Here is a 26,850-nt window from a genome sequence, read left to right as displayed (position 1 = left end):
TATTAAATCTAACAACAAAATTTAACTGAAATGAAAAAAAACATCTTTAAGCAAATCTTCATTTTCTCATTAATCATTTATACAAACACAATCGTTATGGCACAACCACTACAAACTGTAAAAGCAGAAAACGATCCGAACATTTTAAAAGAAATAAGAGCATTTCTGAAAAACTTAAATGCCGGTGATGGTAAACCAATAGAACAATTAAGCCCTGTTGATGCGCGTGCGGTACTAACAAATGCACAAAAGTCTGTAAGCGTTGACTACTCTGGAATCGAAGAATCGGAACTGAAAATTACCCAGGATGACATCTCTGTATCCATCCATGTAGTAAAACCCACAGGCACGAAACCAGGTGCACCAGTCTTCATATTTATTCACGGCGGAGGCTGGGTATTGGGCGATTATCCCACGCATCGACGGTTGGTGAGAGATTTAGTTGTACAGAGCGGAGCGGTGGCAGTTTTCCCTGACTACACGCCTTCTCCGGAAGCAAAATACCCGGTTGCTATCGAGCAGATTTATGCTGCTACGAAGTGGGTATCGAATCATGGAAATGAAATCGGCGTAAATGGTAAAAACCTCGCGGTAGTTGGTAATAGCGTTGGCGGCAATATGACTGCGGCGATAGCACTCATGGCTAAGGATAGGAAAGGGCCATCAATAAAATTTCACGTAATGCTTTGGCCAGTTACTGATGCCAATTTTGAAACGGGTTCTTATACCGCTTTTGCGAAAGAACGGTTCCTTACACGCAGTATGATGATGTGGTTTTGGGACAATTACCTCCCGGACATTCAGAAAAGAAAGGAGCTGTATGCGTCTCCACTGCAGGCAACGCCTGACCAATTAAAAGGATTACCCCCAGCGCTTATTCAAACGGCTGAAAATGATGTTTTGCGAGACGAAGGCGAAGCCTATGCACGTAAGCTAAACGATGCCGGAGTGCCGGTTACACTTACCCGTTATGGTGGACTGATTCACGATTACGGTCTGTTGAATCCAATCGCCAACGTTCCTGCTGTAAAAATGGCGCTCTTACAGGCAGCTGCTGCTATTCGAAATGCTTTAAAGGAATAATTGAGAATACTAATCATTGAACTTAATTCAACGACCTATGATAAAAGGTTCGAATGGCAAATCAGTAAAAGTAAGATAGTTATTGTTTGGGCCATTTGCTTCAAGCCTGTCGTAACGAAGAAGACGGGTGTCAGATCACAGAGGGAGTTGTAAGGGGCGTACACTTTCCACCCGTTCGTGTACGAGACAACCCAAGCCGGCGCGGCGTCTCCGCGGCATCCGGTCAACAACACTGTGATACGATTGGCGGCGAGCATTCATTAAAATCGAATCAAGTCCAGGAAAAACCAATCAAAAAAAATGTCAAATCATTTAAATCAAAAATTATGAAATTAGTTCAACAACTTATGTCAATTGCATGGCTCACGTCAATCACCTTATTCTCCCAGGTTGGTCATGCAAATAACTTACCCGTTCCAAAGGGCGTTAAGAATATTGTATTGGTGCATGGCGCATTTGCTGATGGCACCAGTTGGGCGAAAGTAATTGCACAATTGCAGGAAAAAGGATACAATGTTATTGCTGTTCAGAATCCGTTAACATCGCTTGTTGATGATGTAGCGGCAACCAAACGTGTAATTGAACAGATGGATGGTCCGGTTCTACTCGTTGGTCATTCTTATGGCGGCATGGTTATTTCCGAAGCAGGAAAGAATCCCAAAGTAGCGGGATTACTTTATGTAGCTGCATTGGTTCCGGAAGAGGGGCAGAACGTAAACGATGTAAATGCAGCAATGGCTCCAACTGGCGTTGGTCCTGAGTTTAAATTGAGTCCTGAAGGTTTCTTGTCTTTATCACAGAAAGGAATTAATGAATATTTCGCACAAGACGTTCCTGTACAGGAAAGGAAAATCATTTATGCCACACAGGTGACCTGGGCTGCGTCTGCCACTACAGAGAAAGTATTTCAACCGGCCTGGAAAATCAAACCTACATGGATGATCGTAGCGGCAAAAGATGGAATGATCAATCCGGATTTGCAACGATACAAAGCGAAATTAATCAAGGCTACTGCAATCGAGCTTACATCGGGACATATTCCAATGGTATCTCAACCAGCTAAGGTGACCAATTTTATTATTGCTGCAGCTGAAAAATTGTAACCACGTAACACATTCGGGAAAACACTATTTACACAAACATTCATTTCAAACAAAACAATCAAATTACCATGAACGAGTTTTTAATTGCGATTCACAGAGATCTTACTAGCAAACATCCGTCACCATCTCCAGAGCAAATGAAGGAAGCTTTAAAGCCTTACCAGGAGTGGATTGCCGGCATTGCGGCTGAGGACAGGCTTGTAGCTCCGCCCAAGAGATGGGATTTGGATGGAAGAGTAATAAGCACTGCAAAAAAAGTACACGAAGGCCCTTATGCTGAAGGCACAATATCCATTGGAGGATTGTTCCTGATAAAAGCGAAGGATTATGAGGAAGCAGTGAAGATCGCCAAAGGATGCCCGATCATTCAGTACGGTGCCATTGTAGAAGTGCGCATGGCTATACCTGCTGCCTGATTTTTTGGTTCTGTCGAATGCCTTGTTTTAAGGCATTCGACACAAGAACCGCCGTAACAGAGAATGATAGTCATTTCGAAAGCGAGTGAAAACAATTTTTAAAAGTGAGGTAATGAAAAAACACTGTTATGAACTTTCTATTCTTATATCCAGAAAAAATAGACAGGGAGAATGACGCTGATAAAGATGAGCAGTTTCTAACGAATATCAGCCTTCATAATATTAACGATGGTGTTGAATTTATTGACGATGCCATACGCATGCACGATCAACCTTTTCTTCCGTTAATGCGTACAGAAGAAAGTATAGCCCCTGGTAGCCCCAAGGAATTGTTTTAGCAGGTTGCTTATAAATTCCCCATTTGAATATCGCTAACATTCAGCATTACACTAATGAAGTTTTTATATAATCAAAAACGCATCTTTTTGCAATGGAAAAAATAATCGGCTATCGAGGTATTTTAAGTACTGCTTTCACGTCAGTTAGCACGATGGTATTAATACTTGCAGGTTTGCATAACGGGAAAATTTCAGCGCAAAATCCATCTGCATTCAATAATTCTAATTCAAAAGGAATTTTTGATCAGGTAAAACAAATAGACGCTGGTGTTTTAAATATAGGGTATGTCGAAGCGGGTCCTTCCAATGGCCAGGTGATAATTTTGTTGCATGGCTGGCCTTATGACATACGCAGTTTTACAGAAGTCATCCCAAAGCTTGCGGCAAATAAATACCGCGTTCTTGTACCTTATTTACGCGGGTTCGGAACAACCCGATTTATCTCGAATTCCACGATGCGCAATGGGCAGCAATCGGCACTAGCTTCGGATATTATAGCGTTTATGGATGCCCTTCATATTCAAAAAGCGATCATTGCAGGATTTGACTGGGGTGCACGAACTGCAAACATTATTGCGGCCCTTTGGCCTGAACGGACAAGGGCGATGGTTTCAGTAAGCGGTTATTTAATTGGCAGCCAACAGACCGGCAAAATGCCTATACCACCAGCTGCAGAATTACAATGGTGGTATCAATATTATTTTGCAACGGAACGGGGACGTGCAGGATATGAAAAATATCGTCACGATTTCGCAAAATTGATCTGGCGACTTGCATCACCAAAATGGGACTTCAATGATAGCACATTCGACAACAGCGCAGCTTCCCTTGATAATCCGGATCATGTGGATATAGTCATTCATAATTATCGATGGCGCCTGGGTCTGGCTGACGGTGAGTCCATGTACGATGAATTAGAGAAAAAACTTGCCCAGGCACCAGTTATCACGATCCCTACCATTACCATGGAGGGTGATGCTAATGGTGCACCACATCCGGATAGTAACATGTATGCCGAAAAATTTACAGGTAAATACATTCACAAATTACTTACAGGAGGTATTGGTCACAATTTACCACAGGAAGCCCCACAGGCTTTTGCTGACGCGATTACAGAAGCGGACAGCCTTGCAAATATGAAATAACAGGTTGTGATATTTGCATCATATGAAAGGGAAAAAATATTGAGGTGCGCTATTTAAATTCGGCTAGTGATTGATGTGATAATAATTGCTCAACTTGTTATTTGAGGGAACACTAAATTTCAGTTTATTATAACTGGTTGGTGAAAGAAGCTATGGTAAACAGCTCCTTTATTAAAGATTACCTGCCACTCAAGCCCACACTCCTTAATGCTGTCAAGCACTGTGTTTTGATGTGGTTCCCTTGTTGCAACGATTATCTTTCCTATTTCCAAAGGAATTACATTTTTCAGTTGCAAACTGGAAATAAAGTTGTCAGGAGGAGGTGATGCCAGTAAAATTTCTTCACCGGTTTTTACATGATAAATCAGGGCACCATTTTCTGCGACAATGTGATCAAATACTTCGTAGGTAGGGAATACACGTTTAAGATCATTCAGGCGTCTTCCGGTCACCAAACCAGTACCCGTTCGGTTTGCTTGAGACGTTGCAATACCGCCACAATTTCATCGCTTACTTCTTCGTCATGCGCCATCGTTCCATCATAGTCAGATGCTAAAAGATGATATTGCATAGATTGTTTTAGTATGGTCTTCAAAAAGAAAGCCGCCGTGTAGGTTCTCTTTCGGGTTATAGGAACGAAACTATTTCAAACAGTTTTTTGCTGAAGTACCGAAGCCTGTGTAATTTTTTCATCATTTCAATTTGGCTTAGAGGCTGGCCTCAAGGGTTTCTATGATCTATCACTTTGCTTCTTTTGTCTGAAATATTCCCTTGCTTTTTTTAAGCCGGTTGCAATAGCAATTCCTTCGTCGGAACCATGTAATAAAAGTTTGTTAGCTATTTCAGTGGCTTTATTGCGAATTTCTTCCGGCTGATTTTTGTAAGAAGGCGGATAATCTCCATTATACCAGGGCATAATCATCAGGTTTTATAAAAAAGAAAATTTATGCGCACATTGGTTGAAATGTTCAAATTCTGCGCCATGTACAAAACAAGTTGGAACCCATTAGTAATAATGGTTAGCTGGCGGTTCGAACCCTTAGGTCATTCCCTCTTGTTGCAGTAATCGTAATTAGGCCTGCAGGCATAATAATTTAGGCATCTACCATTTATTATTTATCCATAAAATAATTGTTATGCCAATCAGGAAGAAACCTTCTAATACAGGTAAGATTGAAAATGCCAAGACAAGGGAACTGGCTCAGAATATAGAGACTGGTCAAAACGAAACACTCAATACGAATCAAGGTGTAAAAGTAAATGATGACCAAAACTCGCTCAAGGCCGGGAATAGGGGCGCGACATTAATGGAAGATTTTATTCTTCGTGAAAAAATTACCCATTTTGATCACGAGCGCATACCGGAAAGAGTAGTGCATGCACGCGGCGCCGGAGCGCATGGAACTTTTCAATTGTATAAATCACTGGCAAAGTATACCAAAGCAAATTTTCTAACTGATGTATCAGCAGAAACACCTGTGTTTGTGCGGTTTTCAACGGTGGCAGGCTCCAGGGGATCGAGTGATCTTGCACGAGATGTAAGAGGTTTCGCTGTAAAGTTTTACACGCAGGAAGGCAATTTTGATTTGGTGGGAAACAATATGCCTGTATTTTTTATACAGGATGCCATCAAGTTTCCTGATCTTATACACGCGGTAAAACCAGAACCGCACAATGAAATTCCGCAGGCGGCTTCGGCACATGATACTTTCTGGGATTTTATTTCACTTATGCCGGAGTCCGCACACATGATCATGTGGGTCATGAGCGACAGGGCCCTTCCGCGCAGTCTCCGTATGATGGAAGGTTTTGGTGTCCACACCTTCCGGTTGATCAATAAAAAAGGTGACTCCCACTTTGTAAAGTTTCACTGGAAGCCATTGCTCGGCGTACATTCGGTGGCATGGGACGAGGCTCAAAATATTTCCGGTAAAGATCCTGATTTTCATCGTCGGGATTTATGGGAAGCAATTGAGAACGGGGCTTTCCCTGAATGGGAACTGGGTGTGCAAATTATACCCGAAGCAGATGAACACAAGTATCCCTTTGATCTGCTTGATCCTACCAAACTGGTTCCGGAAGAAATGGTGCCAGTGCAACGTATTGGAAAATTAACGCTTAACAGGAACCCTGATAATTTTTTTGCAGAAACGGAACAAGTGGCTTTTCATATTGGCAACGTTGTACCGGGTATTGACTTTACGAATGATCCTTTATTACAGGGACGTTTATTTTCCTATACCGATACACAGCTGATCAGGCTGGGCGGGCCGAACTTTCATGAAATACCAATCAACCGCCCTGTTGTGCCCGTTCATAATAACCAGCGCGATGGCTTTATGCGCCAACAGATCAATAGCGGAAGGACGAGTTATCATCCCAATACACTCGGTGGTGGTTGCCCCTTCCAGGCCGGAATGATGAAGGGCGGCTTTACTTCCTATGCGGAAAAAATTGACGCCAGCAAAGTGAGAGAAAGAAGTGAAAGCTTCCGTGATCATTTTAGCCAGGCCACTTTGTTTTATAACAGTCAATCGCAACCTGAAAAAAATCATATCGTAAATGCGCTTTCTTTTGAACTTGGCAAGGTACAGACGGTAGCCATCAGGCAACGTATGCTGGGCATATTGTCGCTGATACATAAGGACCTTGCCGGTAAAGTGGCGTTCAAACTAGGACTTGCAGTATCCAAGCCGGAAAGGCCCATTAATAAAAGTATTCCCGCGGATGCACCGGTGGAGCAATACGAATCCAAAATAGTAAAATCAACGCTCGATAAGTCTGCTGCGTTGAGCATGGCGGGTACGGTAAAGGATACTATCAAAACAAGAACCATTGCGGTGCTTGCTGCAAATGGCGTAAACAATGTTACGCTCGCGACTATGAAAAAAGCATTATTAAGCGAGGGTGCAATGGTCCACATCATTGCTCCGAATTTGGGAAACATCACAAGTGCAACAAAAGAGCAAATACCGGCAGATCAAAGTCTGCTCACGGCAGCATCAGTCCTTTATGATGCCGTATACGTGCCAGGTGGAAAAGGAAGCGTAGCCACTTTACAAAACGATGCCGATGCAATTCACTTTTTAAATGAAGCGTATAAGCATTGCAAAGCCATCGCAGCGGATGCCGACGCCGAAGCAGTTTTAGAAAAGACTAATTTTGGTAAAAATCTCTCAGATAAAAAGGCTACTGCAGAAGGGATATTAATGATGAATGATGTCAGAAAGTTAAGCAAGGAATTTATAAGCGCAGTAGCATCACACAGGTTTTGGGAAAGGGAAGCGGAGCGTAAGGTTCCTGCCTGAACATAAACTTAAAACGGAAGGTAGTGGATTGCTCATTTTAAAAGGCTCCGAGCCATTAGGCACGTCCGTTATAGGCTGATTCCAGACCTGTAAAATTGAAACAAAATGTCACTTTCTATTGCTCATAGTAATTTGTTGCGGAAGGCAAATGAGATTGAAAGACAGGGCGATTTGAATAATGCGGAGAAGCTGTATCTGAAAGTTCTTGAAAAGGATCCTTATACCATTGAAGCCTATAAAAGACTGATGGTCATTTTTCGAAAACAAAAAGAATATTCAAAAGAGTTGCAGGTTATCAACAGGGCAGTTAAAGCGTTAGATGAGCAGGTGCAAACGCAGAAGCAGCGTTGGATGCAAAAGCACAAAAAGATAGCAAGTGCCAGCCTTGCACTGGCTAAAAAAATGGGCATTGCCAATAAGGCTGGGAAAATGATTATCGATTCTCCCTTAATGCTTCAATGGGCAAAGAGAAAAGAGCTGGTAAAGAAGCGTATAAAAAATGGCTGATGTAAACGCTCATGTCGTTTACTCAGCCAAAGTCAATATTTCGTATTAGCAAGTTTGCATTTTATGATGAATGGATACATTCTTCCTGTAATAAATATGCCATCGGCAGGGACGTCTGCCAATACTGTTGTTTAGGAAATAGCTTTCGTGACCTGGATTTCTTATTTGTTTAAGATTAAAAAGAGGATATCATTTGTGGTGTTGTAAAAAACGCGTTGACCGATAAGATAAATAATCTTATATATCTGGTTGGAGTGAGAGGGGATAGATCAGTGCTATAAGCAGTTCTGAAAATATTGGTCGTGCCGATTGTTTGTTGAGGCTATAGATCGAAAATCTATTTACACGCGAGTCAGTTATACTAATAGGTAGCGACCTTTAGATGTGAACATACTTCAGCAGCAAGCTCCTCGTATTCCTTCAATGAACAGGGCTTGGCAAAATAGGCAGCTGCCCCATTGATAAAACACGCACGTATATGTTCGGCGTTGCTGGAAGAACTCCATACAAGCTTCGGTACATTGTATAGCTGAGGATTATTTTTCATGACAGATAAGACTTCGGCACCAGTTGTTGGAGGCATATTATAATCCAAAATAATCAAGCTTGGATATTTGTCGGGGGATTGATGTAGTAATGCGTTTAAAAGCGCGTCACTGTTACGAAAGGTATGTATAACAACAGAGGGTTTGTGATTTAAAATGGCTTCTTCCAACAGAACCAAATCTTCCGGATCGTCGTCGGCAATAAAAATAGTTGTTGGTATCGGGGTAGTCATTGGAGAGGTATTTAATCCGTCAGGCAAAAATACAGAAGTCATTTGGTTTGGTTGTTTTTTATCTAAGGACCCCATACAATCAAAGTCAATCCGCATTTACATTTACTGTTAACTAGTTCTGTGTCAAAGGAAGCTTAATTTCAAAAACCGCGCCTTCACCGAGCTTTCCTTCAGCTTTGATAGATCCTTTATGCAGGTCGACTATCCTTTTGCAAAGCGCAAGGCCTATTCCTGTCCCTTTGTATCTTCCTTTTGGATGAAGTTGTTGAAACAGGTCGAACATTTTCTCCACATACACTTCTTCGAAACCAATACCGTTATCCAAAACGATAATCGTCGCAACGTCGGCAGTTACAACAGCATTGATAGTGACTATGGGTGATTGATCTGCCCTGGTGAATTTTAAGGCATTGGATAAAAGGTTTTCAAAAAGTTGTTTGATTTGCCTGCTATTACCCTGTATCACAGGTAATTCACTTATGGTGATCAACGCGTTTTTTTCCGTGATGGCGATTTCGAGGTCTTGGATAATTTCTGCAGCAATCACATTAAGATCTAAATCATCAAATTCATTTTTTTGCATCGTAGAGTAGGAGAGCACATCCTTTACGAGAAGGCGCATACGATCGGAAGCGCCGATCAGGTTTTCAAAAAACACGAGGGCTTCCGGCGGAATAGCATGTCGAAACTTGTGGCCAAGCAGATCACTATAAAAACTTATTTTACGTAAAGGCTCCTGCAGATCATGGGAAGTGATGTAGGCAAACTGTTCCAATTGCTTATTGCTCTGGTTGAGCAATGCAATATATTCTTCAAGCTCCGCCTTTGTTTGCTTTAGTTCTAAATTATCTTTTAAAGTTTGTTCAATGAGTTTCTGTGCATGTATGTCAACCAGAAAATTATTGCGTGACATGACCGAGCCATTTTCATTAACAATAGCTATCGACACTCCTGTGTGCCACCTGTATTCCCCGGTTCGAATATCTTTTACACGTTGTTCCGGAACTACAATGGCATCGGGGCTTTCAGCATTTGTTTTCCAATTTTCCCAGGTTTTTGCCAGGTCCTCCGGATGTAATATTGATTGCCATTGATTGTTGTTGATATTCTCAATGGTGGAACCGGTATAGCTTTCCACCCATTTATTGGCAAAGGTGAGCGCACCTTTTCGATTCAGGCTGAAGATCATAATAGGCAAAGAATCAGTGAGGCTCCTGTATTGCTCTTCGCTTTCGCGGAGCCTGTCGGCCAGTTCAATCAACTGGCGATTCTTTCGCTTGATTTCTTCGTAGGGAGATATGCCAGGATCATTGTTGAACTGGATGGTCCATTTTTCAATGATAAAATCATCTATCCTGATGTTTTGAGCGAGACGAAACTTTAATTCAATCCTGGTGCCGGCATCAGATGTAGACACACTGATGTTGGACACCAGCTTTTTGGCGTATTTGTAGCCTTCATCTTTGAGCTCAGAAAAATTTTGCCGGTCATCTTCTAAAACCGCGTAGATAAATTTAGGCTGTTCCTTTTTTCCCGACACATATAAGGTCAGCGTGGTAGTTATGTTGTTTCCAATGGAGCTCCTGCTTACTTCCGAAACCGCAGTAGCAAAAGTTGTTTGAGAGGCAAGAGACAAGCCGGTTAGTTCCGCCAGCCTCATGGATTGTTTGTGAGCAAGTATTAAATCCATTTCATTTTCCAGGATCACCTTAGTTAACTCAATCATATTTTGCCGTTTACTCGTCCCACAATTACAGACATGTCGTCTGTTTTTCTAGCGTGATCTTTGTAAATCACAGTGGCCAGTATTGAAAGATCACATTTCAATATGCCCGGATATTTTTGCAGGTCCCATCTCGTTTTAATGCCGTCCGAGCACATAATGATCGTTTGGGAATGTTCTGCATCAGTTACTTGCTCTTTTAGGGTATTGGGAATATTATGCCCGATTATTCCATTGTAGGAAAGATAGTTTTTGCTGGTAAAGCCATTTGTACTTTTTGTAGCGATGTTTCCAATGCCGCAAATGTTCCATGTTTTTTGTTTTATCGAGTAGATGGCGACTGTTCCTACCAATCCCCTTGTTCTTTTTGTTTCGGTATGGATCTGCCGCAACATTTCGGAAGGCGATAGTATGAATGGGGTTTTGGCAACGGTGTCAACGGCGTGCATTACTGCCTTGTATGCCTCAATGCCATGTCCCAGTCCATCACCAATAAATAGAGTGACATGTTCTTTTGTGACTTTATGAAAGGTTGCATCTCCACTCACTGTTTCGCCTGGCTTTGCTACGACAATGGACCGTATTTCAGTTTTACTTTTACTTTTACTTTGTGCCGTACTGCTTTTTTTAAACACTCTTGATAATAGCACTGTGCCCCAATCTTTCAGCGAAAAAATTTCAAAATTGTCTGACAAACGCTTTATGGCGCCGAGTCCGTGCCCTAACGTATTTGCAGTAGACATCCCATCATTGATCATTTTAAGTGGGTCCGTCATTCCTGGTCCATTATCAAGGCTGATAATTTCCAATCCTTCTTCGTCAGGCGCCGTTATTGCGTGAACGAGTATTTCGCCACCGCCAGCATGCTTCGCAAGATTGGATGTTATTTCTGCGACGATGATATCAATTTCTCCAATTTTTTTTTGCGAAAAATGAAGGCCAACAGCAATCTGATGAATTTCCTTTTTTAGTATCGAAAAATAACTGCGATCGGAGGCGTTAAAACTGATGTGTATTTCGTTAGCCATTCTTCCATTTAATAATTGTGACAACTGTACCTTTTCCTACAACGCTGTTGATCGTAAACTCGCTTGACAATCGTTTAGCTCCCGGCAAACCAAGCCCCAGGCTTTTACCAGTTGAGAACCCATCTTTCATCGCTGTTTCTACATTTTCAATGCCTGGTCCCTTATCGGTGAATGTAAGCCTGATGCCGTTTTCCCTTATCTTACTAACCACTTCTATCAATATTTCCCCGCCATTTGCATACCGTAACATATTTCTTACCAATTCACTTGCTGCGGTGATTAGTTTGGTCTGATTAACGAGCCCCATTCCTATTTTTACGGCGTGTTCTTTGACGCGATTGCGAAAAGGAACAACGTCCTGTTCCCTTTCAATCTTGAAATTGTCTCTATTGAGTACTGTCAAGATCGTCATACTGTTCGTCGTCGTCGTAATCCGGGACTTCTCCATTAACTAGTATTTTATTTTTTAACAGTTCCATTCCCTTCTCTACATTGAGTGCCGTGTGAACACCGGAAAGCGGCAATCCGAGTTCTATTAACGTGATGGCAACGGCCGGCTGCATGCCTACAACAACAGTAACTGCATCCATTATTTTGGACATGCTGGCTATGTTCCCTATGATACGACCCATGAAAGAGTCAACAATTGAAACGGCGGATATATCGATCAACACACCCCTCGCTTCCGTCGTGCTGACCATTTGCACAAGGTCCGATTCCAGGTTAAGGGCCAGGCGGTCATAAAGATCAACCTGAATAGTAACCAGCAGGAACTGGCCCATTTTTAAAATAGGTATTTTCTCCATCTGATGATCTACATGTTTTTAAGCGAATAATTCTCTTTTTGCTTTTTGCGAACTTCCAGCTGTAATACACTAAATGCGTGCTTCAATGCACTTGAAAGCGAACTTTTGGTAATTACATTGGAAAGATCAATGCCAAGATGAACAACGGTTTGTGCTATTTCAGGGCGTATACCACTGATGATGCATTCTGCACCCATCAAGCGTGTAGCACTAACTGTTTTAATTAAATGTTGTGCCACGAGAGAATCCACTGCCGGGACACCTGATATATCAAGAATCGCGATGCTGCTGCTGGTGTTCACAATCTCCTGTAACAGGCTTTCCATTACTACCTGTGTTCTTGCGCTATCCAGCGTGCCAATAATTGGTAAAGCGAGGATGCCATCCCAAACGCGAATAACGGGAGTTGAAATCTCAGTGATCTCATCGGTTTGTCTTAAAATAACTTCTTCTCTTCCTTTGATGAAAGTTTCAAAAGTCACAATGCCGAAACTATCAATGAGTTTATTGACTTTCATTGTCACATCGTACAAAGCAACCGGATCGCCCTTTAGTTCCTGTTGAAGCGTTTCAAATAAAGCCTCTTTCAAGCTAAATACGAATGTTCCTGTTTCACGAGGTGAAAAGCCTTGTCTTGCCCTGGTGATTGAAATGCCACTAAGGATTTCATATACATTTTCAAAATCAGCAGATTCAATATCTGCGAGGTTTTCGTCAGTTAGTTTTTTCAGCAGAGCATCTACCAATTCTTCTGATTGAACCCTTAGTTCATCATTACTCATGAGGTCCTCACGGAGATTTGCATCCTTTAACTGATTTTTCATCCAAAGGTCAAGAACCTGCTTTTTCTTTTTTTGTAGCATTTTTGAAATTTCAATTTTCATGAACAGGAATTTGTGCATGTTATATAATACAGTACCAATAAATTAAAAGGGATTTGAGGCCAATTCTACGGACGAAATATAGAAGATAGGATCTTGTCCTTAAATATAGCAATTAAAGTGATAAATAGCTGAATGGCAGTAAAATATTGACCCGACCACAAATAATGGTTGTATATCCGAACTAATTAGCGTGCACGGAGTTAATCGATGTTGTAATAAGGGCATGATATTATTAGTTTCCCAAAGAAGGCACCATATCGAACAAAATGGTTGTTCTCATGTTTTGATTTTTAAAAACCAATCTGCGTTACATAATTACAAAAGGATAGCAAAAGACTTTTTTTAAATGTAAATATGAAAAAACAAGTATTCAACTAACCTGGCATTTTCCTGGAAACTAACTAAGATGAACCTTCACACAAATTATCCCTATTGGTTATTAAACAGCGGCCTAATCAAAAGTTATCCTTCTCTTTCATCCAATACAAATGCGGAGGTAGTAGTCATTGGCGGAGGTATAAGCGGCGCTCTATCCGCATGGCATTTATGTAATGCCGGGTATAAGGTAGTTGTCGTTGAAAGAAGACATGCCGGAATGGGAAGCACGGCTGCTAGCACGGCATTGTTGCAATATGAAATTGATACGCCTTTGTATGAATTAATACCGAAGATTGGTCAAAAGAAAGCCATCGCCAGTTACCTGCTTTGTATAGACGCAATACATGAATTGAAGAAAATTTGCAGCGGATTAAAACAGGTAACAAGTTTTCAATATAAACCCAGCCTGCAATATGCTTCATACAAAAAAGATATTCAATCTCTTGAAACCGAATATAACCTTCGCAAACGGGCTGGAATAGATGTACGCCTGATTGGCGCGTCCGAAATAACGTCGAAGTTTGGATTTACAAAAGATGCAGGTTTGCTATCTGCAGTTGGTGCGGAAGTAGATGCCTATGAGCTAACGCACGCGCTGCTGAATAGCTGTATAAACAAAGGTGCGCAAGTGTATGATAATACAACCGTCGAAACAATTGATCATCAAAAACGAGGCGTATCATTAATCACCAGTGAAGGATATAAAATTACAGCACGTAAGCTTGTCATTGCCTGCGGCTACGAATCAGAAAAATATTTACCCTTTCAGATCCAGGATGTACATACTACTTATGCTATGATTAGTGAACCTTTGAATAGAAAAACTTTTTGGTATAAAAACGCCCTGATCTGGGAGACAGCGCGACCATATCTCTACCTGCGAACAACTAAGGATAATCGTATATTGATAGGGGGTAAGGATAGCAATTTTTCCGCCAGTACGAGGCGTGATGCAGTGCTGCCATCAAAAGCGAAAGCCCTGCAGAAAAGCTTTGGAGAGCTTTTTCCCGATATCCGGTTTAAACCAGACTTTGTGTGGGCCGGCTCCTTTGCTGGTACAAAAGATGGGCTCCCATACATCGGAAAAATTCCACAACGTCCTAATACCTATTTTGCTTTAGGCTTTGGCGGGAACGGGATTACATTTAGCTTGCTTGCTGCTCAATTTATTACAAATATGATTGCAGGAAAGTCAAATAAACACGACGATTTATTTTCATTTAACCGGTAAAAGCTTCATGGAAAGCTTTTCACTTTTTAGTTCTACAAACGTTTAAAAGTCTTGCGCAGGAGATGTTGATTTTACGCTTTTTTCTTTGAGGTAGTTTTCTTTACAGCCTTTTTCTTAGCTGGCACTTTGGCTCCTTTTTTCCTGGCTTCAGATAAACCAATCGCGATCGCCTGTGCTCATATAGATCATCCCACTGGCTGGCATAATACCTGTCTTTAATCGGTGGAATATAAATTACCAAGGCTCAGTACGTACGTCAACCCATGCCCAGGAATAGGGTGTTTCATTAAGTGTAAAATCCGTAGTGGCGGAATTTTCCAAAGCCCCCCGAGTAGGCGTCATTACAGGTCGGTGCTCATTTTGTTCAATGCGGTTTTTAATGACAGATATTAAAGTTGCGATTTTGATAATCTCACAAACTGATGTCAAATTTGTAACCTAGTTCTTTATCAATTTCTGAGTAATTATATTGCCATTGTCTGTCCAAATTTTAATAATGTAAATGCCGGCAGGGATGTCATCAAAACCATTCAACAGATAGATGCTAGTGCCTCGTTGTAATTGTATTGTGCGGGTTATGACTTGATGACGGTAATATTCAATAGTGACAGTTGCAGCTGTTGCTTTCTGCAACTATAGATTCGTATATTCAATTTATCTGCAAACGGAACGGGGCTAACTGTCAATGTTACGCAAGTCCCCTGAGAAGTCCCGTCGCTGACTTGTATTATCCAACTATACTTATAGCTGTTGTCGATGTCTACCATTTTAAGGCGATAGAATAGTATTCCAGTTACACCACTTTTAACAAATGAATACTGTTTCGGTGAATTATTACCAGTTGGCACAACTTCACCAGCCTTTGTAAAACTTAGCCCATCTGTACTGAACTCCACTTCAAAATGACTGAAATTGACTTCTTGTGTACTTGTCCAACTTAAATAATCATTGCCCGATTGTCGGTTGCCGCTAAAACTGATGAGAGTAAGTGGCAAAGGAGGCTGGATGACGGTGATTGGTTTTGTCGCGAGCGAGGTGCAGGTATCGGCGGTTAACGTATACACTATTTCTGTTTGCCCTAAAGAAATACCTGTAACCAAACCTGATTGATCAACCTTTGCGATACTGGTATCTTTGCTTGACCACACACCGCCCTGTGTTGTGGTTTGTAATGGTAAGCTCTTGTTTACTACTACTACATCGTTGCCAGCGATTGAATCCACCAGGGGCAGAGGAATTACAGTAAGCGTGTCAAACAGTTCACAATTAGAGGTGGTAATAAATTTTACATAGATGGGCGTGGCTGTATTTACCTGCACTGGCATTGCAAGGGAATCTGTAAACGCTTTGTTTTTGAAGTAAAAGGTGTCAATGATAAATTGGGAAGCTTTAATCAAGGTGTCGGCATTTACAAAGCTGTTGCCACAAATGGTGTCGTTTTGAATCGAATAGCTTGCCGGGTCATCTGGTGCCTGCAACTCATAAGCTCCGGCATCGGCGCGACAACCTGCAGGACGTGCGCTATCTCTTTGGTCAATACTAAACAATTCAATAGCGGACGACCATGCATTACTGGTATCCGATGGCACATAGTTATGTGCATAGCCATTTCTTTTTATAGCAATGGTTTGGGTAAGGTCGCCGTTATCGGAAAGCAGCGCTTTATCACCTGAAATAATATTTTCAAAAATACCGGCTGCGTTTCCGGGAGCAAGATTAAGATTGTTTACTCCGCCGGTTAAACCAGTATTACGTACAATATTGTAACTGGCGGCACGAAAAGCAGTTTGATTGATCTCTGTTCCGGTGTTTCCATTGCCATAAATAATATTTCCCCGAAGTTGTTTATTGGTTATAGCGGAGAAAAAGATAGCATTGCCGTTGCCATCACTCGCAGTATTGTCATTAAAAGTTGCAAAAGTGATTCTCGCAGGAATGGTTCCCGATTCATAAAGGGCGCCGCCGCTACCGTTGGTAGCGCTGTTTCCGCTGAAGGTACTGTTGAATATTTTACTTGAGTCGGTTGCGATGACTGGTTTTCTATACACTGCTCCACCATTTCCGGCATTATTGCGGAAAAACGTGCTGGCAGATATATTCATTTTTCCCGCAGCACTATAAACAGCACCACCGTTTGTTCCGGCACTGTTACTGTCCAATGTTACTTTCAGCATTTCAATTTGCCCTCCACTCCAAACGGCGCCACCCGCACTATCTGCATGGTTATTGCCAATGGTGATTTCACTCAGGCTTAAAAATTTGTTTGTGGAGTAAATTGCGCCGCCGTTGGCCGCCGCCCTGTTGTTATTAATTTCCAGGTTGATAGATGAGTTCAATATCAAACTATCGTCTATGTAAATAGCGCCTCCATTGCCTTTGCCACCGGGTCCTGCTTTTGTCTGGTTACCTCTTAACCTCAGTGCTGTTACATCTGCAATATTGAATCTGCCGCCGGCTATTTTGGCAATAGCGCCGCCATTGTTATTCGCCGAATTGCTGTCCATGACAATGGTCCCGCTCAATCGCAATTCCTTTGAAGCATAAACAGCGCCTCCATTGTATGCGCCGGAATCGATCTTCAAAAAAGGATCGTACCCCGCTCTGTTATGTGATATGGAGCAACTGTCTATGAAAACAGAACCATTAGGAGCATATAAAGCGCCTCCATGATATCGTGCCGTATTGCCGCTGATATTTGCTTTCTTTACCATTATGCCTTTATTTACACTGTACAAAGCGCCGCCATAGGTATAGGAAGTATTATCGATAATATTGATCAGATTTTCCGCTTCAAGAATGATGTCCAGGTTGGCGCATATGGCTCCGCCCTGACCTCTGAATAGGGGAATAAATACGCCGAACGCATCTGTCGCATATACTGTTGCACATTTGGCAATGGTTAAAGATTTCAAATTAGAAGAGGTGACATTACTGGCGGCCTGGTAGGCAACCAGGGCACCGCCCACATTGGCCGCGGTGTCCCGTTGAAACAAAAGATCTCCTGACAGAACAAGTCTCCCGGGGGTGCATGCGACGCCACCGGAACAATCTGCATAGTATCTTTTTGTAAAGGGATTGTAGCCCGCTTTGTTGTTGATCGCTACTATATTTTCCAATGTGATAATCGTATTGTTTCCATCTCCCCAAACCACACCACCACTGTCACCGGAAGAGTTTTGGAAGAAACTTGCTTTTTGAATAGTTGTAGATACAGCCGTAAATATGGCGCCGCCCTGGCAGGAATTCGGATCTCCATTTCTCGCCATTGCTTCCCCTGTCGTAACGCAGTAATTCATGACCAGTGTATCAAGAGAAACTGTTGCAAACAAGGTATCGGGCAAATCCGCCGGATCAGCAGGGAAGTTTGGATCTGCCGTCAGGGAACCAGCAGAACCTTTATAAATACCGCCTCCACAGACTACGGAGGTATCCCTTTCCATAAGGATTGAACCGGAAAGAGAAAGATTATGATTGGCAAAAATACCGCCGCCCGATCCAACCGCAGTTGTAGATTTGGGAATTCTGAAAGTATCGGCGACAGCATCATAACAAGCCTTATTGCCAGAAATGGTATCATTTGATAAAACAAGCGGCCCTGCGGCATAAACCCCACCGCCATTGTTCCATGCGCGGTTGCTGTTAACAACGGAATTGTTTATCGTTATAGTATTGGCTGAGAGACCATTAAAAACGCCTCCTCCGTTGGAGGATTTAGCTATATTGGAATCTATTCTCGTAGCAGTTGCAGTAAGTGCGGCTGTTGTATGAATGCCGCCTCCGGTACTTCCAGCGATATTATTTGTTACAGTAGCATTCATCAATGTTAATGAAGCGGTCGTATGAATGCCGCCGCCGGTAGTTTCTGAATTGTTGGCGCGCACAAATATATTCGTCAATGTTAATGAACCAGTATTGTAAATGCCTCCTCCGGCCTTGGCGGAATTATTGCTGATCTTCACATTGGTAAATGTTGTTGATGAAGAAATATTATATATTCCTCCACCCGAAGCATTGGCCCTGTTTTGATAAATATCAAATGAAATGAGTTGCGAAGAATTAATAGTGCCTGCGCCTTTGTAAATGCCTCCCCCAAAATTGGACGCTGTGTCATTTTGAATAGTAATACCTCCTTTTAAGATTAGCGCATCGTTCGCGTATACGCCACCACCATTGAAAGATCCCGTGTACGTTCCGGTTGCGATATTATACCCGGCCTTATTATTTGAAATTGTATCATTGAACATCGTGAAGGAGCCTAATGCATAAACGCCCCCACCATGATTCAAAGCTGAGTTTTGGTCTAACCTGGAACTGTTTATTTCAAGTGTATTATTCGCACTGGCTGTCACAATAGCGCCTCCAGAGCCATTTGCATTGCAGCCACCGATTTTACAATTGGAGACAATAAATGTGCTGGCTGCCGCCGCGACACTACAACCTCCGCCAATAAAGATTCCACCATTGGGAATAAAAATGCCTCCACTGTAGTCAGCATTGGGGCCTACCAGTACCAGGCCATTCATCGCCACCGACACTGCTCCGGATATGGTAAAATGTCGCTGTGTGCCCGACATTTTGATTACGACTTCACTACTTCCTCCAGGTAATCCAATGATTGTAACTGTCCGGTTTATGACAAATGCATTGGTAATAGTATATGCATCAGGAGTAATGTAAATGGTATCAACAGTGGTAGCTAATGCCGTTTGCAAGTCGATCATACTGCTAACTGTTATATTGGTCGCCTGCATTTGTTTCGGCAGCCATACTGAAAAAACAACTGATAGGATTATCCGCCATATTTTTTTCATAATCTATTGCACTTACTGATAAGAAAATCCTTGATGCCTCCCGAAAATGGAGGCATTCTTTTCGTATTCAATTGATACAGGAAATTTCGTTTTCACAGACTCAACGACAGAGAAGTCGTGGCCTTGCTAACCTGGCACCTTATGAAGAAGCTGCGTAAAATAACTTTACACCAGGCTATAAAAATGAACCTGTATTTATAGGGCCAAATGCTACTAATGGATGGGTTAACTCTGTTCGCAATCTTGTGTAACACATTGAAATTTTCTTTTGTTCGGATAATGACTGACTCTTAGCATCGGGAGGAACATTGAATATTGACCTGGTGTGATATCAATTATTATTTTGAAGTTGTAAGATCGGTGCTACAGAATTGTGCTTTGTGTTAATAAACTACAGAAACGGAAGATGTTAGAACTGTTTATTGATAAAAAAGGTAGATCAAATTGCTGTAGATGAGCAGATATAACAACCAGGTAACTTTATACAAATAATTGATAGGATATAATTCCCTAAACAAATCACAATACCCGTTGTTTGTTATAAAGAGTGCATGTGATTGTCTTTTAGATCGTACAGGTTGTATCTTCTAAAGTGCAATGTAATAGCCTGTTATAATGATCATGACAAGATTATATCGCTCTATTTTTGATTTTTTTTCTTAACTATGGAGCGCACTCACAATCGGGGTGCTTACCTGATCTCTTGGGGAAAGATTGAGTTACCTGCAGCACGTCCATGTTCAGGATGCATATCGCCCAGCTCAAGTTTTACAGTAAGCACGAACAATGATACAGTTTGTATTTCCACAACCGATAGTATTCCGACAATAACTTTGAATGGCAATGGCAACGTTGTTTTTATTTGCAATACCCTCAATCTTGGTTCAATCGATGGATTTGGAACCGATAACAAAATTGTCATCAATCCCGGAGGAAAACTTATTATCAATACTGATTTTTCGCCGTATCAAAATCTTAATATCATAGCTGACTACGGGCAATTGAATTTAGCTGCAGGTGCCAGTAATTTTTATGCGCCAATTGTAGTAAGCAATGGGTCAATTCCAAAAAAGTTGGCAGTGTGCAAAACACCTTCTGCATTTTACACCAACCCATTCAATACAAATTGGGGGCCTTTGGTAACAGTTACCGATAATTGTGTCAATTTGTGCACGTCTCAGCTGCCACTTGATCTGCTTTCATTTACTGTAAAGGAAAATAAAAACAGTGTGCAACTTCTTTGGGTAACCAGTAATGAAGTTCAAACGGATCGATTTAATATAGAAAGAAGTGGAAACGGTAGAGACTATATTACTGTAGGAACTTTAAAATCAAAAAATATACCCACTACGACCACTCACTATTCATTCGAAGACAACTTGCCATTGGAAGGAAATAATTATTATCGCCTGAAGTGCATTGATATCGATGCTAACTATAGCTTTTCAACTGTGCAAACAATTAATGTTAAGCAATCAAATAAAATGATCACAACAGTGAGTGACAGCCAGGTTAGGGTTCGGTTTTCCGGCTCGGTTTTGTCCGGCCAGTTACGTCTGGTTGATATGCAAGGGAGAATTCTTAAACAGGTTCCAATCCAAAAAGATCAATTGCAAGTGACATTTAATGGCAGTGGTCTATCACCGGGTCATTACGTAGTGCAGTTTATTAATGAGCATCAAGTTGCTTACTCAAGTCTTGTAACATTTACTCAATATTGATTTCTTTCGAAGTGCTACGCGTCATAAAGGACAATAGAATTATTCACCACAAAAAAAATCAGAGATTGAAACTAAGATCAAAAAAAGTTGAAGCAATCAGGAAGCGCGTGGAGAATGTCAAAGCCAAATTGGAGAAAGGAAGCTGTACTCAATTGAATCCAGTTCAAAGTAAAATAAGAAGGCAATAACGCGTTCAATTGCGTCCACAGTGTGGACGCAATTGAGAAATCATATTAGTTATAGCATTTCAACTGAAATGAGAATCATAGTCAATTAAATAATATAGCATATTTTTTACATTAAAGATGTGTCACCTGACATATTTTTGTTTTCGTATGATTTTTAATTTCGAGTTCGATGGTTTGGAATTTTAGTGTCAAGTTCTAAATAGTTTTAGCTGAACTGTTTCCTATCGATGTGATCAGAAATGTCTAATGATTGAGTACGATGATGAAGAGCACTTTTTTATATTTTCAAACATCTAAATTTCGGCTAATGATTGAAGTGAAAGAATGTGTCAGGCGTGCCAGCTAGATGTCCTTTAACTGATTGATAAGTGAATAACTGCAAAAACAAAAACGCTGACAATCTATTGATTGTCAGCGTTTTATAAAGTGCTCAGGACTTGCACAGAACCATGCTTGAATATCATTAAGTTGTAAAGATCGTGTGTCAAAAAAGCGTCGTACTCTAATCCACTATCACTACAAATGTAAAAATATTCATTTAAAAATACTACTCGTTTTTATAGTTTGACACACGGCGTGTGTCATTCATGTGATTAATGTTCGAATTCGAAAGAAAGCGAAACTAATTCGACAAGACAATATTTGAGTCTCCGTGTGTCATACCATCTTAGTAAGAACTTAACTGAAATACCTCTCGTTGTTCTTGGTTTTGCACCTTCCATTGGTAAATTTATGTAAGCTTTAATGGTGTTGGTGAGGATGCAATTATCGCAGTACTCATGGCTCAATTCGCACTTCCGGTTTCACATACTTATCTAATTTGACTTGATTAGCGGCAATCTTATTTTTTAGATCCTGGATGTCCACGTTTAGTTTATCCAATGAGCTTGATTCTTTTCTTGCGTTTTTTGAATCAGACTTGGCACTGCCTGCTTTGTTATCTGCTGATCGCGCCAACTTTTTATCTTCTGGATGATCGCTTAGTTTACCTGCTGCGGTGGAATTAGCATCGGCGGATTTTTGTGCTTGTTGTGAAGCATCTTGTTTGTTTTGTGTTTTCTGCTCAACCTGATTTTGAAGTTTACCCAATTTCAGTTGATCCTCGCTGATTTTAGAAACTAAGGAAAGCGAGTCTGTGTTTGCCTTTTGAGCAGATATAGATACACAGATAAATAATAAACCAATGAAGGTTAATAATAATTTTTTTGTCATAAAAGAAAATTGAAGGAATGCTGTTAAATAAATTAAAGTCGCGGTCTGTCCCTTAAGATTTCAATTTTGCCTGCAGGGCCTAAAGAATTGATTGCTTAAAATTTACGGAGAATAGAGAAAGAGACAGAGCTAATAACCCTGTTATTTGAATCTTAAATCATATCCTGTGGAAATCTAGAGTAAGGTACGCTATAAGTTCGACATAAGCAGGATTAACTTTAACCACACTGTTAGATCTAAAACTTATGTCTACACAGGACCTCTGCCATGCACTACTTTCAACAACATAGTTAAAATTTATCGCTCAAAGTATTATTGATTGTAACCAGTGCATTTTTTAATAATGCGGTTTGCGTTGCTCGCATGTCAAAGTGTAATGATCAACAAGTTTGCTTTTAAATTTACCGTCTTGCATGCAAAGAGTTGTGAAAAAAATATTACCTGCAATAGACTTAGTGATCGCTTTTGCAACTTGCAAAAAAAACGGGAATGCGTCGATGCCGCCTCCTATTGTTAACCATCTTAACTCAGCCTTATCCGCAAATACCAACAATAAAAGTTACATTGTTGAGGTATTCACATCTTAAGCCTGCAATTCTCTAGATAATTAACAAGATCCCTATGTCAGTCAACGTTATTCGTAAGAACATTTTATTTGAGCCGGATGCAAGCCGGGTCATTGCCCGTTTTTTATTTACTACCGAAGAGCGTAGCATGGAACTGATCACACGGGTGCTGGCACTGAGTGACAATGCGCAGCATGAAACGCTAACACATATCTTAAGAGATTTTTCTAAAAGACACCGAAGCATCTCAAGGATATTTGAAAAACATTTTCATCAGATACTTTATTTATTTTTAAAACTCGGCATTGATCTACATACGCTTACTACCCCACAAAAGGTATTGATAGGCGCTTATTTTACTATGGAGTATTCCAACGAAGCTGCCGCATTTTTTAATCCATCCATGATGGAAGATCCTGACCAGTCTGAGCTTGCAGCAGGTGAGAAAAGAGTGATCATTAGTTTTCGCGCAACCGGGGAGGGACACGTATCTTCCGTTGTTTTTCGCTCCGGTATTATTGATGCTAATAATGATATCGTGATTGATGTATCAGGTAAAATGCTGGAATCGCCCGAACATGTAAAGAACCATATTTATCACAAAGAATCATTCAGCCGCAAGATACAGGAGATGCAGGATTGCAACAGCGCCGCCTATTCGTTGATGATGGCGAAGCTTACGGATACATTTACTTACGAAGAATTGAAAAGATATGTACTTGAAACTACCTTGCAGGTACAGGATGATTCGCAAAGTCTTTTACTACTCAATGAAGTGATGTGGCTGGCATCTTCGCATTATGAAATAAATTTTTCTCTGGATACGGCTATATCTGAAAGAGTCATTTTTCCCATAGCAGATACAGAGAAGAAAGGAATTGAGGATGCACGCTTTGTGCGCTTTATTGATGATGATGGTGAAGTAACTTACTATGCCACTTATACTGCTTATGACGGCGTTACCATATTGCCGAAGTTATTACTCACCAAAGATTTTTACCAGTTCAGGGTATTGCCTATTCATGGTGAAGTGGCGCAGAACAAAGGCATGGCGTTGTTTCCAAGAAAAATCAATAATAAATTCGCAATGCTTTGCAGAGTCGATGGCGTGAACAATTATATAGCCTTCTCAGAAAACATCAATGTATGGAGAGAAGCAAAATTATTACAAACACCCAGGTTTTCATGGGAGTTTGTACAGATGGGCAACTGCGGTTCTCCTATTGAAACACCTGATGGCTGGCTGGTTATCACACATGGCGTAGGCGCGGTACGTGAGTATGTACTGGGCGTTTCCTTACTCGATCTGGAAAATCCTGCAAAAGAAATTGGCAGGCTATCTACACCATTGCTCATGCCTAATGAAAAAGAAAGGGAAGGTTATGTACCCAATGTATTGTATTCATGCGGCTCCATGATTCACAATGGCCAGCTGATCATTCCATATGCCATGTCGGATCATGCGTCTACTTATGCTACGGTTAATCTTGCAGATTTACTGGCTGAACTAAAAAACTCAAAAGTATAAGTTTAACGGTTCAGTATTTGATTGTACACTTTTATATAATCATCCGTCATTCTTTGCATTGAAAATTTATCGGCGACCCATTTTCTGCAATTGCTTCTATTGATAGATGGAAGACGGTCAACAGATTTTGCAGCTTCTTCGATAGTATCAACAAGAAAGCCGGTCTCTGCATGTAATATTAATTCAGGCATAGCGCCTCTGTTAAAAGCTATGACTGGCGTGCCGCAACACATTGCTTCCACTACACTCAGGCCAAATGGTTCATCGAAAGAGATGGGATGCAGCAATGCTTTGGCGTTTCCCAATAATTCATCTCTTTGTGCAGGTCCGCAGTTGCCTGCATAGACAATAGTATCATTATCAATCAATGGTTGTATGTAGGTGTTAAAATAATCTGCATCCTGAATAAGTCCTGCAATGATGATTTGATGGCCACTAAGCCTTGCTATTTCAATGGCTTCGCGTGTGCCCTTGTGCGGGTGTATGCGGCCGAAAAAAAGCAGGTAATCTTTTGGCCTTTCACAAAATGAAAATGCTTTTGTGTCTATGCCATTATACACAGTTGCCGTATAATGTAGCGAGGCATGTCTGTTGGCATTGCTTATGGAAACATAATGTCCATAAGCATTATACTTTTTATAAACAGGAATAATTAACGAAGATGAAAAACCATGAATGGTTGTGAGTATGGGTGTATTGATTAACCTGGAAAATGTAAGTGGTAAGAAATCATAATGATTATGAATGATATCAAACTCATCCGCTCTTTCAAAAAGATGACTGATATGCAGGCATTCATTCACCTTAACGTCTGCCGCATTATCTTCTGCATAAGGTTTATCAATGCACCATGCAAGCTTGCCTGCCGTTATAGAATCTCCGCTTGCAAAGAGCGTAACATCTTCTCCCTTTGCTATTAGTCCTTCCGCAATATTGGAGGCTACTTGTTCCCATGGACCATAATTTGTCGGAGGAGTGCGCCATGCTATAGGTGAGAGTATGGCTATCTTCATCTCGCCAGGGCTTCTGCCATTACAAGGTGTGAAATCCAGTACGACAAAGTGCTTTCAGCTCCCTGATTCAAACTGACACCTGTACTGTGCAGCCCATCAGCACAACCGCCTGTGGCAGGGTCGTACAAAGCAATCCCAAGGTCATTGGCGCCGCGGAACCATTGATAACTTTTGTACATTTTTATAAGGTATTCATCTTCACCTGTTAACCTTAATGCCTGCTGATAAAAAAGTACCATCGCCATCACATCAATACCCTGTTGGTCAAACTGTGCCTGTTTGCCATTTCTTTTCAGCCATCCATCATTTCCAATGGGCCTCAGCACTTCATTGTGAAATACTTTTGATTCAAGAAAATGCATGGCTTCAAATGCAACGTCAAAATATTTTTCATCCTGTGTTACTTCATAGGCATTCAGTAAAGCAAGTGGCAATAACGCATTGTCGTAGGTAAGCACAGGCTCGAACCAATGCCAATCACCTATTTTATTGGCTCTATAAGCCGCGGTCATTTTATCAGCCAATTCAATTACCATATCGCGTTTCACATCATCAGGGTAATTGTATTTTATAAACTGGCAAACGCCTACAATAGAGTTGGCAATACCACGTATGGAAATGAGTTTACGTACATTAGGAAACGCTTTTGCAAATATTTGATGGCCCGTCATAGCAAGTAAGTTGGTAGGCGCTTGGTGAACGAGAAAACCAAGTGCCATTATGGTTCTTCCAAAAGAGTCCTCTGAGCCATACTCCTCAAAACTTTCCTTATTATAACTCATGAAATTTTTGAAATGTCCCTTATCCGTTTGCATGTAGTGGATAAAACTGAGGTATACAGGAATCAACCTCGGCGACAGATCGTTCTTTTTATTTTTGCTTGCAAATACAGCCAACATCAATGCACGTGAATTGTCATCAATGCAATAGCCTTCTTTTCTGTTGGGCAAGTTATACATTGCATGTTGTATCATACCGGTATCATCAGTCAGGCTATCGATATGGTTAAAATTAAAGGCCGGTAATTTTACATCTTTAAAAATTACAGGCGACAACGAAATAGAATGATCTTCTGTGTGCATA

General features: G+C 41.1%; 24 protein-coding genes and 1 pseudogene. 10 read left to right on the top strand and 15 right to left on the bottom strand.

Features of this window, described 5'->3' with window-relative positions:
• The first annotated feature begins 30 nt into the window (after positions 1-30).
• The 5 genes from KTO63_RS01750 to KTO63_RS01730 all read left to right on the top strand — a co-directional run bounded on the left by KTO63_RS01750 (position 31) and on the right by KTO63_RS01730 (position 4,085).
• Complete coding sequence (locus KTO63_RS01750) at positions 31-1,083, top strand: alpha/beta hydrolase (protein WP_232372985.1); 1,053 nt, start codon at positions 31-33, stop codon at positions 1,081-1,083.
• A 326-nt stretch (positions 1,084-1,409) separates the two neighbouring features.
• Entirely contained in the window at positions 1,410-2,186 is a 777-nt protein-coding gene (locus tag KTO63_RS01745; RefSeq protein ID WP_217789398.1) for an alpha/beta fold hydrolase, read from the top strand.
• 68 nt (positions 2,187-2,254) lie between these two features.
• On the top strand, positions 2,255-2,602 hold the full coding sequence (locus tag KTO63_RS01740; RefSeq protein ID WP_217789397.1) for a YciI family protein: 348 nt from the start codon (positions 2,255-2,257) through the stop codon (positions 2,600-2,602).
• Between the two features lie 128 nt (positions 2,603-2,730).
• Positions 2,731-2,940, top strand: a complete 210-nt coding sequence (locus KTO63_RS01735) for a hypothetical protein (protein WP_217789396.1) — start codon at positions 2,731-2,733, stop codon at positions 2,938-2,940.
• A gap of 92 nt (positions 2,941-3,032) precedes the next feature.
• On the top strand, positions 3,033-4,085 hold the full coding sequence (locus tag KTO63_RS01730; protein ID WP_232372984.1) for an alpha/beta fold hydrolase: 1,053 nt from the start codon (positions 3,033-3,035) through the stop codon (positions 4,083-4,085).
• Between the two features lie 119 nt (positions 4,086-4,204).
• On the opposite strand, the gene KTO63_RS01725 is transcribed toward KTO63_RS01730, so the two are convergent.
• From KTO63_RS01725 to KTO63_RS01720, 3 genes are all read right to left on the bottom strand, one after another.
• The gene (locus tag KTO63_RS01725; protein ID WP_217789395.1) at positions 4,205-4,540 is read right to left on the bottom strand and encodes a hypothetical protein; all 336 of its coding nucleotides are present in this window, start codon (positions 4,538-4,540) and stop codon (positions 4,205-4,207) included.
• A complete protein-coding gene (locus tag KTO63_RS26345) occupies positions 4,534-4,656 on the bottom strand; it encodes a hypothetical protein (RefSeq protein WP_262901944.1) in 123 nt (40 codons plus the stop codon). The genes KTO63_RS01725 and KTO63_RS26345 overlap by 7 nt, the downstream gene beginning before the upstream one ends.
• A gap of 159 nt (positions 4,657-4,815) precedes the next feature.
• The gene (locus KTO63_RS01720) at positions 4,816-5,001 is read right to left on the bottom strand and encodes a DUF2188 domain-containing protein (protein ID WP_217789394.1); all 186 of its coding nucleotides are present in this window, start codon (positions 4,999-5,001) and stop codon (positions 4,816-4,818) included.
• Between the two features lie 220 nt (positions 5,002-5,221).
• Here KTO63_RS01720 and KTO63_RS01715 point away from each other — a divergent pair, with 220 nt between their 5' ends.
• Positions 5,222-7,393: a catalase gene (locus KTO63_RS01715; protein ID WP_217789393.1), complete on the top strand. Its 2,172-nt coding sequence runs from the start codon at positions 5,222-5,224 to the stop codon at positions 7,391-7,393.
• 105 nt (positions 7,394-7,498) lie between these two features.
• Positions 7,499-7,900, top strand: coding sequence for a tetratricopeptide repeat protein (locus KTO63_RS01710; RefSeq protein ID WP_217789392.1), 402 nt, complete (start codon positions 7,499-7,501; stop codon positions 7,898-7,900).
• A 361-nt stretch (positions 7,901-8,261) separates the two neighbouring features.
• On the opposite strand, the gene KTO63_RS01705 is transcribed toward KTO63_RS01710, so the two are convergent.
• From KTO63_RS01705 to KTO63_RS01680, 6 genes are all read right to left on the bottom strand, one after another.
• On the bottom strand, positions 8,262-8,720 hold the full coding sequence (locus KTO63_RS01705) for a response regulator (RefSeq protein WP_217789391.1): 459 nt from the start codon (positions 8,718-8,720) through the stop codon (positions 8,262-8,264).
• Positions 8,721-8,790: 70 nt separating this feature from the next.
• Complete coding sequence (locus KTO63_RS01700; protein ID WP_217789390.1) at positions 8,791-10,404, bottom strand: sensor histidine kinase; 1,614 nt, start codon at positions 10,402-10,404, stop codon at positions 8,791-8,793.
• On the bottom strand, positions 10,401-11,429 hold the full coding sequence (locus KTO63_RS01695) for an ATP-binding SpoIIE family protein phosphatase (RefSeq protein ID WP_217789389.1): 1,029 nt from the start codon (positions 11,427-11,429) through the stop codon (positions 10,401-10,403). Before KTO63_RS01695 ends, KTO63_RS01700 begins: the two co-directional genes overlap by 4 nt.
• Entirely contained in the window at positions 11,422-11,877 is a 456-nt protein-coding gene (locus tag KTO63_RS01690; protein ID WP_232372983.1) for an anti-sigma regulatory factor, read from the bottom strand. Before KTO63_RS01690 ends, KTO63_RS01695 begins: the two co-directional genes overlap by 8 nt.
• Entirely contained in the window at positions 11,816-12,235 is a 420-nt protein-coding gene (locus tag KTO63_RS01685) for an STAS domain-containing protein (RefSeq protein WP_232372982.1), read from the bottom strand. Before KTO63_RS01685 ends, KTO63_RS01690 begins: the two co-directional genes overlap by 62 nt.
• An 8-nt stretch (positions 12,236-12,243) precedes the next feature.
• On the bottom strand, positions 12,244-13,119 hold the full coding sequence (locus KTO63_RS01680) for an STAS domain-containing protein (protein ID WP_217789388.1): 876 nt from the start codon (positions 13,117-13,119) through the stop codon (positions 12,244-12,246).
• A gap of 406 nt (positions 13,120-13,525) precedes the next feature.
• Here KTO63_RS01680 and KTO63_RS01675 point away from each other — a divergent pair, with 406 nt between their 5' ends.
• Positions 13,526-14,728, top strand: a complete 1,203-nt coding sequence (locus KTO63_RS01675; RefSeq protein ID WP_217789386.1) for an NAD(P)/FAD-dependent oxidoreductase — start codon at positions 13,526-13,528, stop codon at positions 14,726-14,728.
• A 71-nt stretch (positions 14,729-14,799) separates the two neighbouring features.
• On the opposite strand, the pseudogene KTO63_RS26190 reads toward KTO63_RS01675, so the two are convergent.
• The 3 genes and pseudogenes from KTO63_RS26190 to KTO63_RS01665 form a co-directional block, all read right to left on the bottom strand.
• Positions 14,800-14,898 (bottom strand): annotated as a pseudogene (locus KTO63_RS26190) (DUF6496 domain-containing protein); the annotation flags it as partial.
• Between the two features lie 268 nt (positions 14,899-15,166).
• Positions 15,167-15,361 (bottom strand): T9SS type A sorting domain-containing protein, encoded by a 195-nt coding sequence (locus KTO63_RS26495; RefSeq protein WP_394371612.1) that lies wholly within the window; start codon positions 15,359-15,361, stop codon positions 15,167-15,169.
• The gene (locus KTO63_RS01665) at positions 15,304-19,539 is read right to left on the bottom strand and encodes an Ig-like domain-containing protein (RefSeq protein ID WP_217789383.1); all 4,236 of its coding nucleotides are present in this window, start codon (positions 19,537-19,539) and stop codon (positions 15,304-15,306) included. Before KTO63_RS01665 ends, KTO63_RS26495 begins: the two co-directional genes overlap by 58 nt.
• 665 nt (positions 19,540-20,204) lie before the next feature.
• Here KTO63_RS01665 and KTO63_RS01660 point away from each other — a divergent pair.
• A complete protein-coding gene (locus KTO63_RS01660; protein WP_217789382.1) occupies positions 20,205-21,260 on the top strand; it encodes a hypothetical protein in 1,056 nt (351 codons plus the stop codon).
• Between the two features lie 965 nt (positions 21,261-22,225).
• On the opposite strand, the gene KTO63_RS01655 is transcribed toward KTO63_RS01660, so the two are convergent.
• A complete protein-coding gene (locus KTO63_RS01655; protein ID WP_217789380.1) occupies positions 22,226-22,660 on the bottom strand; it encodes a hypothetical protein in 435 nt (144 codons plus the stop codon).
• A gap of 621 nt (positions 22,661-23,281) precedes the next feature.
• Between KTO63_RS01655 and KTO63_RS01650 the strand changes: the two genes are divergently transcribed.
• A complete protein-coding gene (locus KTO63_RS01650; protein WP_217789378.1) occupies positions 23,282-24,754 on the top strand; it encodes a glycoside hydrolase family 130 protein in 1,473 nt (490 codons plus the stop codon).
• A gap of 2 nt (positions 24,755-24,756) precedes the next feature.
• Here KTO63_RS01650 and KTO63_RS01645 read toward each other — a convergent pair whose 3' ends face one another.
• Both KTO63_RS01645 and KTO63_RS01640 read right to left on the bottom strand, forming a co-directional pair.
• Positions 24,757-25,767: a glycosyltransferase family 4 protein gene (locus tag KTO63_RS01645; RefSeq protein ID WP_217789377.1), complete on the bottom strand. Its 1,011-nt coding sequence runs from the start codon at positions 25,765-25,767 to the stop codon at positions 24,757-24,759.
• On the bottom strand, positions 25,764-26,849 hold the full coding sequence (locus tag KTO63_RS01640; protein WP_217789376.1) for a glycosyltransferase: 1,086 nt from the start codon (positions 26,847-26,849) through the stop codon (positions 25,764-25,766). Before KTO63_RS01640 ends, KTO63_RS01645 begins: the two co-directional genes overlap by 4 nt.
• Position 26,850 lies beyond the last annotated feature (1 nt).

The organism is Pinibacter aurantiacus (assembly GCF_019130065.1).
In the GTDB taxonomy this organism is placed as follows: Bacteria; Bacteroidota; Bacteroidia; order Chitinophagales; family Chitinophagaceae; genus Pinibacter; species Pinibacter aurantiacus.
Note: the sequence above shows the minus strand (reverse complement) of the source record. Positions and strands in the feature narration are given on the sequence as shown.

Bases quoted from the DNA above. Each gene is read 5' to 3' on its own strand.
- KTO63_RS01710 (WP_217789392.1), top strand. From the start codon at position 7,499: ATGTCACTTTCTATTGCTCATAGTAATTTGTTGCGGAAGGCAAATGAG.
- KTO63_RS01715 (WP_217789393.1), top strand. From the start codon at position 5,222: ATGCCAATCAGGAAGAAACCTTCTAATACAGGTAAGATTGAAAATGCC.
- KTO63_RS01735 (WP_217789396.1), top strand. From the start codon at position 2,731: ATGAACTTTCTATTCTTATATCCAGAAAAAATAGACAGGGAGAATGAC.
- KTO63_RS01700 (WP_217789390.1), bottom strand. From the start codon at position 10,404: ATGATTGAGTTAACTAAGGTGATCCTGGAAAATGAAATGGATTTAATA.
- KTO63_RS01645 (WP_217789377.1), bottom strand. From the start codon at position 25,767: ATGAAGATAGCCATACTCTCACCTATAGCATGGCGCACTCCTCCGACA.
- KTO63_RS01660 (WP_217789382.1), top strand. From the start codon at position 20,205: ATGGAGCGCACTCACAATCGGGGTGCTTACCTGATCTCTTGGGGAAAG.
- KTO63_RS01680 (WP_217789388.1), bottom strand. From the start codon at position 13,119: ATGAAAATTGAAATTTCAAAAATGCTACAAAAAAAGAAAAAGCAGGTT.
- KTO63_RS01750 (WP_232372985.1), top strand. From the start codon at position 31: ATGAAAAAAAACATCTTTAAGCAAATCTTCATTTTCTCATTAATCATT.
- KTO63_RS01640 (WP_217789376.1), bottom strand. From the start codon at position 26,849: ATGCACACAGAAGATCATTCTATTTCGTTGTCGCCTGTAATTTTTAAA.
- KTO63_RS26345 (WP_262901944.1), bottom strand. From the start codon at position 4,656: ATGCAATATCATCTTTTAGCATCTGACTATGATGGAACGATGGCGCAT.
- KTO63_RS01705 (WP_217789391.1), bottom strand. From the start codon at position 8,720: ATGACTTCTGTATTTTTGCCTGACGGATTAAATACCTCTCCAATGACT.
- KTO63_RS01665 (WP_217789383.1), bottom strand. From the start codon at position 19,539: ATGAAAAAAATATGGCGGATAATCCTATCAGTTGTTTTTTCAGTATGG.
- KTO63_RS01740 (WP_217789397.1), top strand. From the start codon at position 2,255: ATGAACGAGTTTTTAATTGCGATTCACAGAGATCTTACTAGCAAACAT.
- KTO63_RS01690 (WP_232372983.1), bottom strand. From the start codon at position 11,877: ATGGAGAAGTCCCGGATTACGACGACGACGAACAGTATGACGATCTTG.
- KTO63_RS01685 (WP_232372982.1), bottom strand. From the start codon at position 12,235: ATGGAGAAAATACCTATTTTAAAAATGGGCCAGTTCCTGCTGGTTACT.
- KTO63_RS01730 (WP_232372984.1), top strand. From the start codon at position 3,033: ATGGAAAAAATAATCGGCTATCGAGGTATTTTAAGTACTGCTTTCACG.
- KTO63_RS01695 (WP_217789389.1), bottom strand. From the start codon at position 11,429: ATGGCTAACGAAATACACATCAGTTTTAACGCCTCCGATCGCAGTTAT.
- KTO63_RS01745 (WP_217789398.1), top strand. From the start codon at position 1,410: ATGAAATTAGTTCAACAACTTATGTCAATTGCATGGCTCACGTCAATC.
- KTO63_RS01655 (WP_217789380.1), bottom strand. From the start codon at position 22,660: ATGACAAAAAAATTATTATTAACCTTCATTGGTTTATTATTTATCTGT.
- KTO63_RS01650 (WP_217789378.1), top strand. From the start codon at position 23,282: ATGTCAGTCAACGTTATTCGTAAGAACATTTTATTTGAGCCGGATGCA.
- KTO63_RS01720 (WP_217789394.1), bottom strand. From the start codon at position 5,001: ATGCCCTGGTATAATGGAGATTATCCGCCTTCTTACAAAAATCAGCCG.
- KTO63_RS01675 (WP_217789386.1), top strand. From the start codon at position 13,526: ATGAACCTTCACACAAATTATCCCTATTGGTTATTAAACAGCGGCCTA.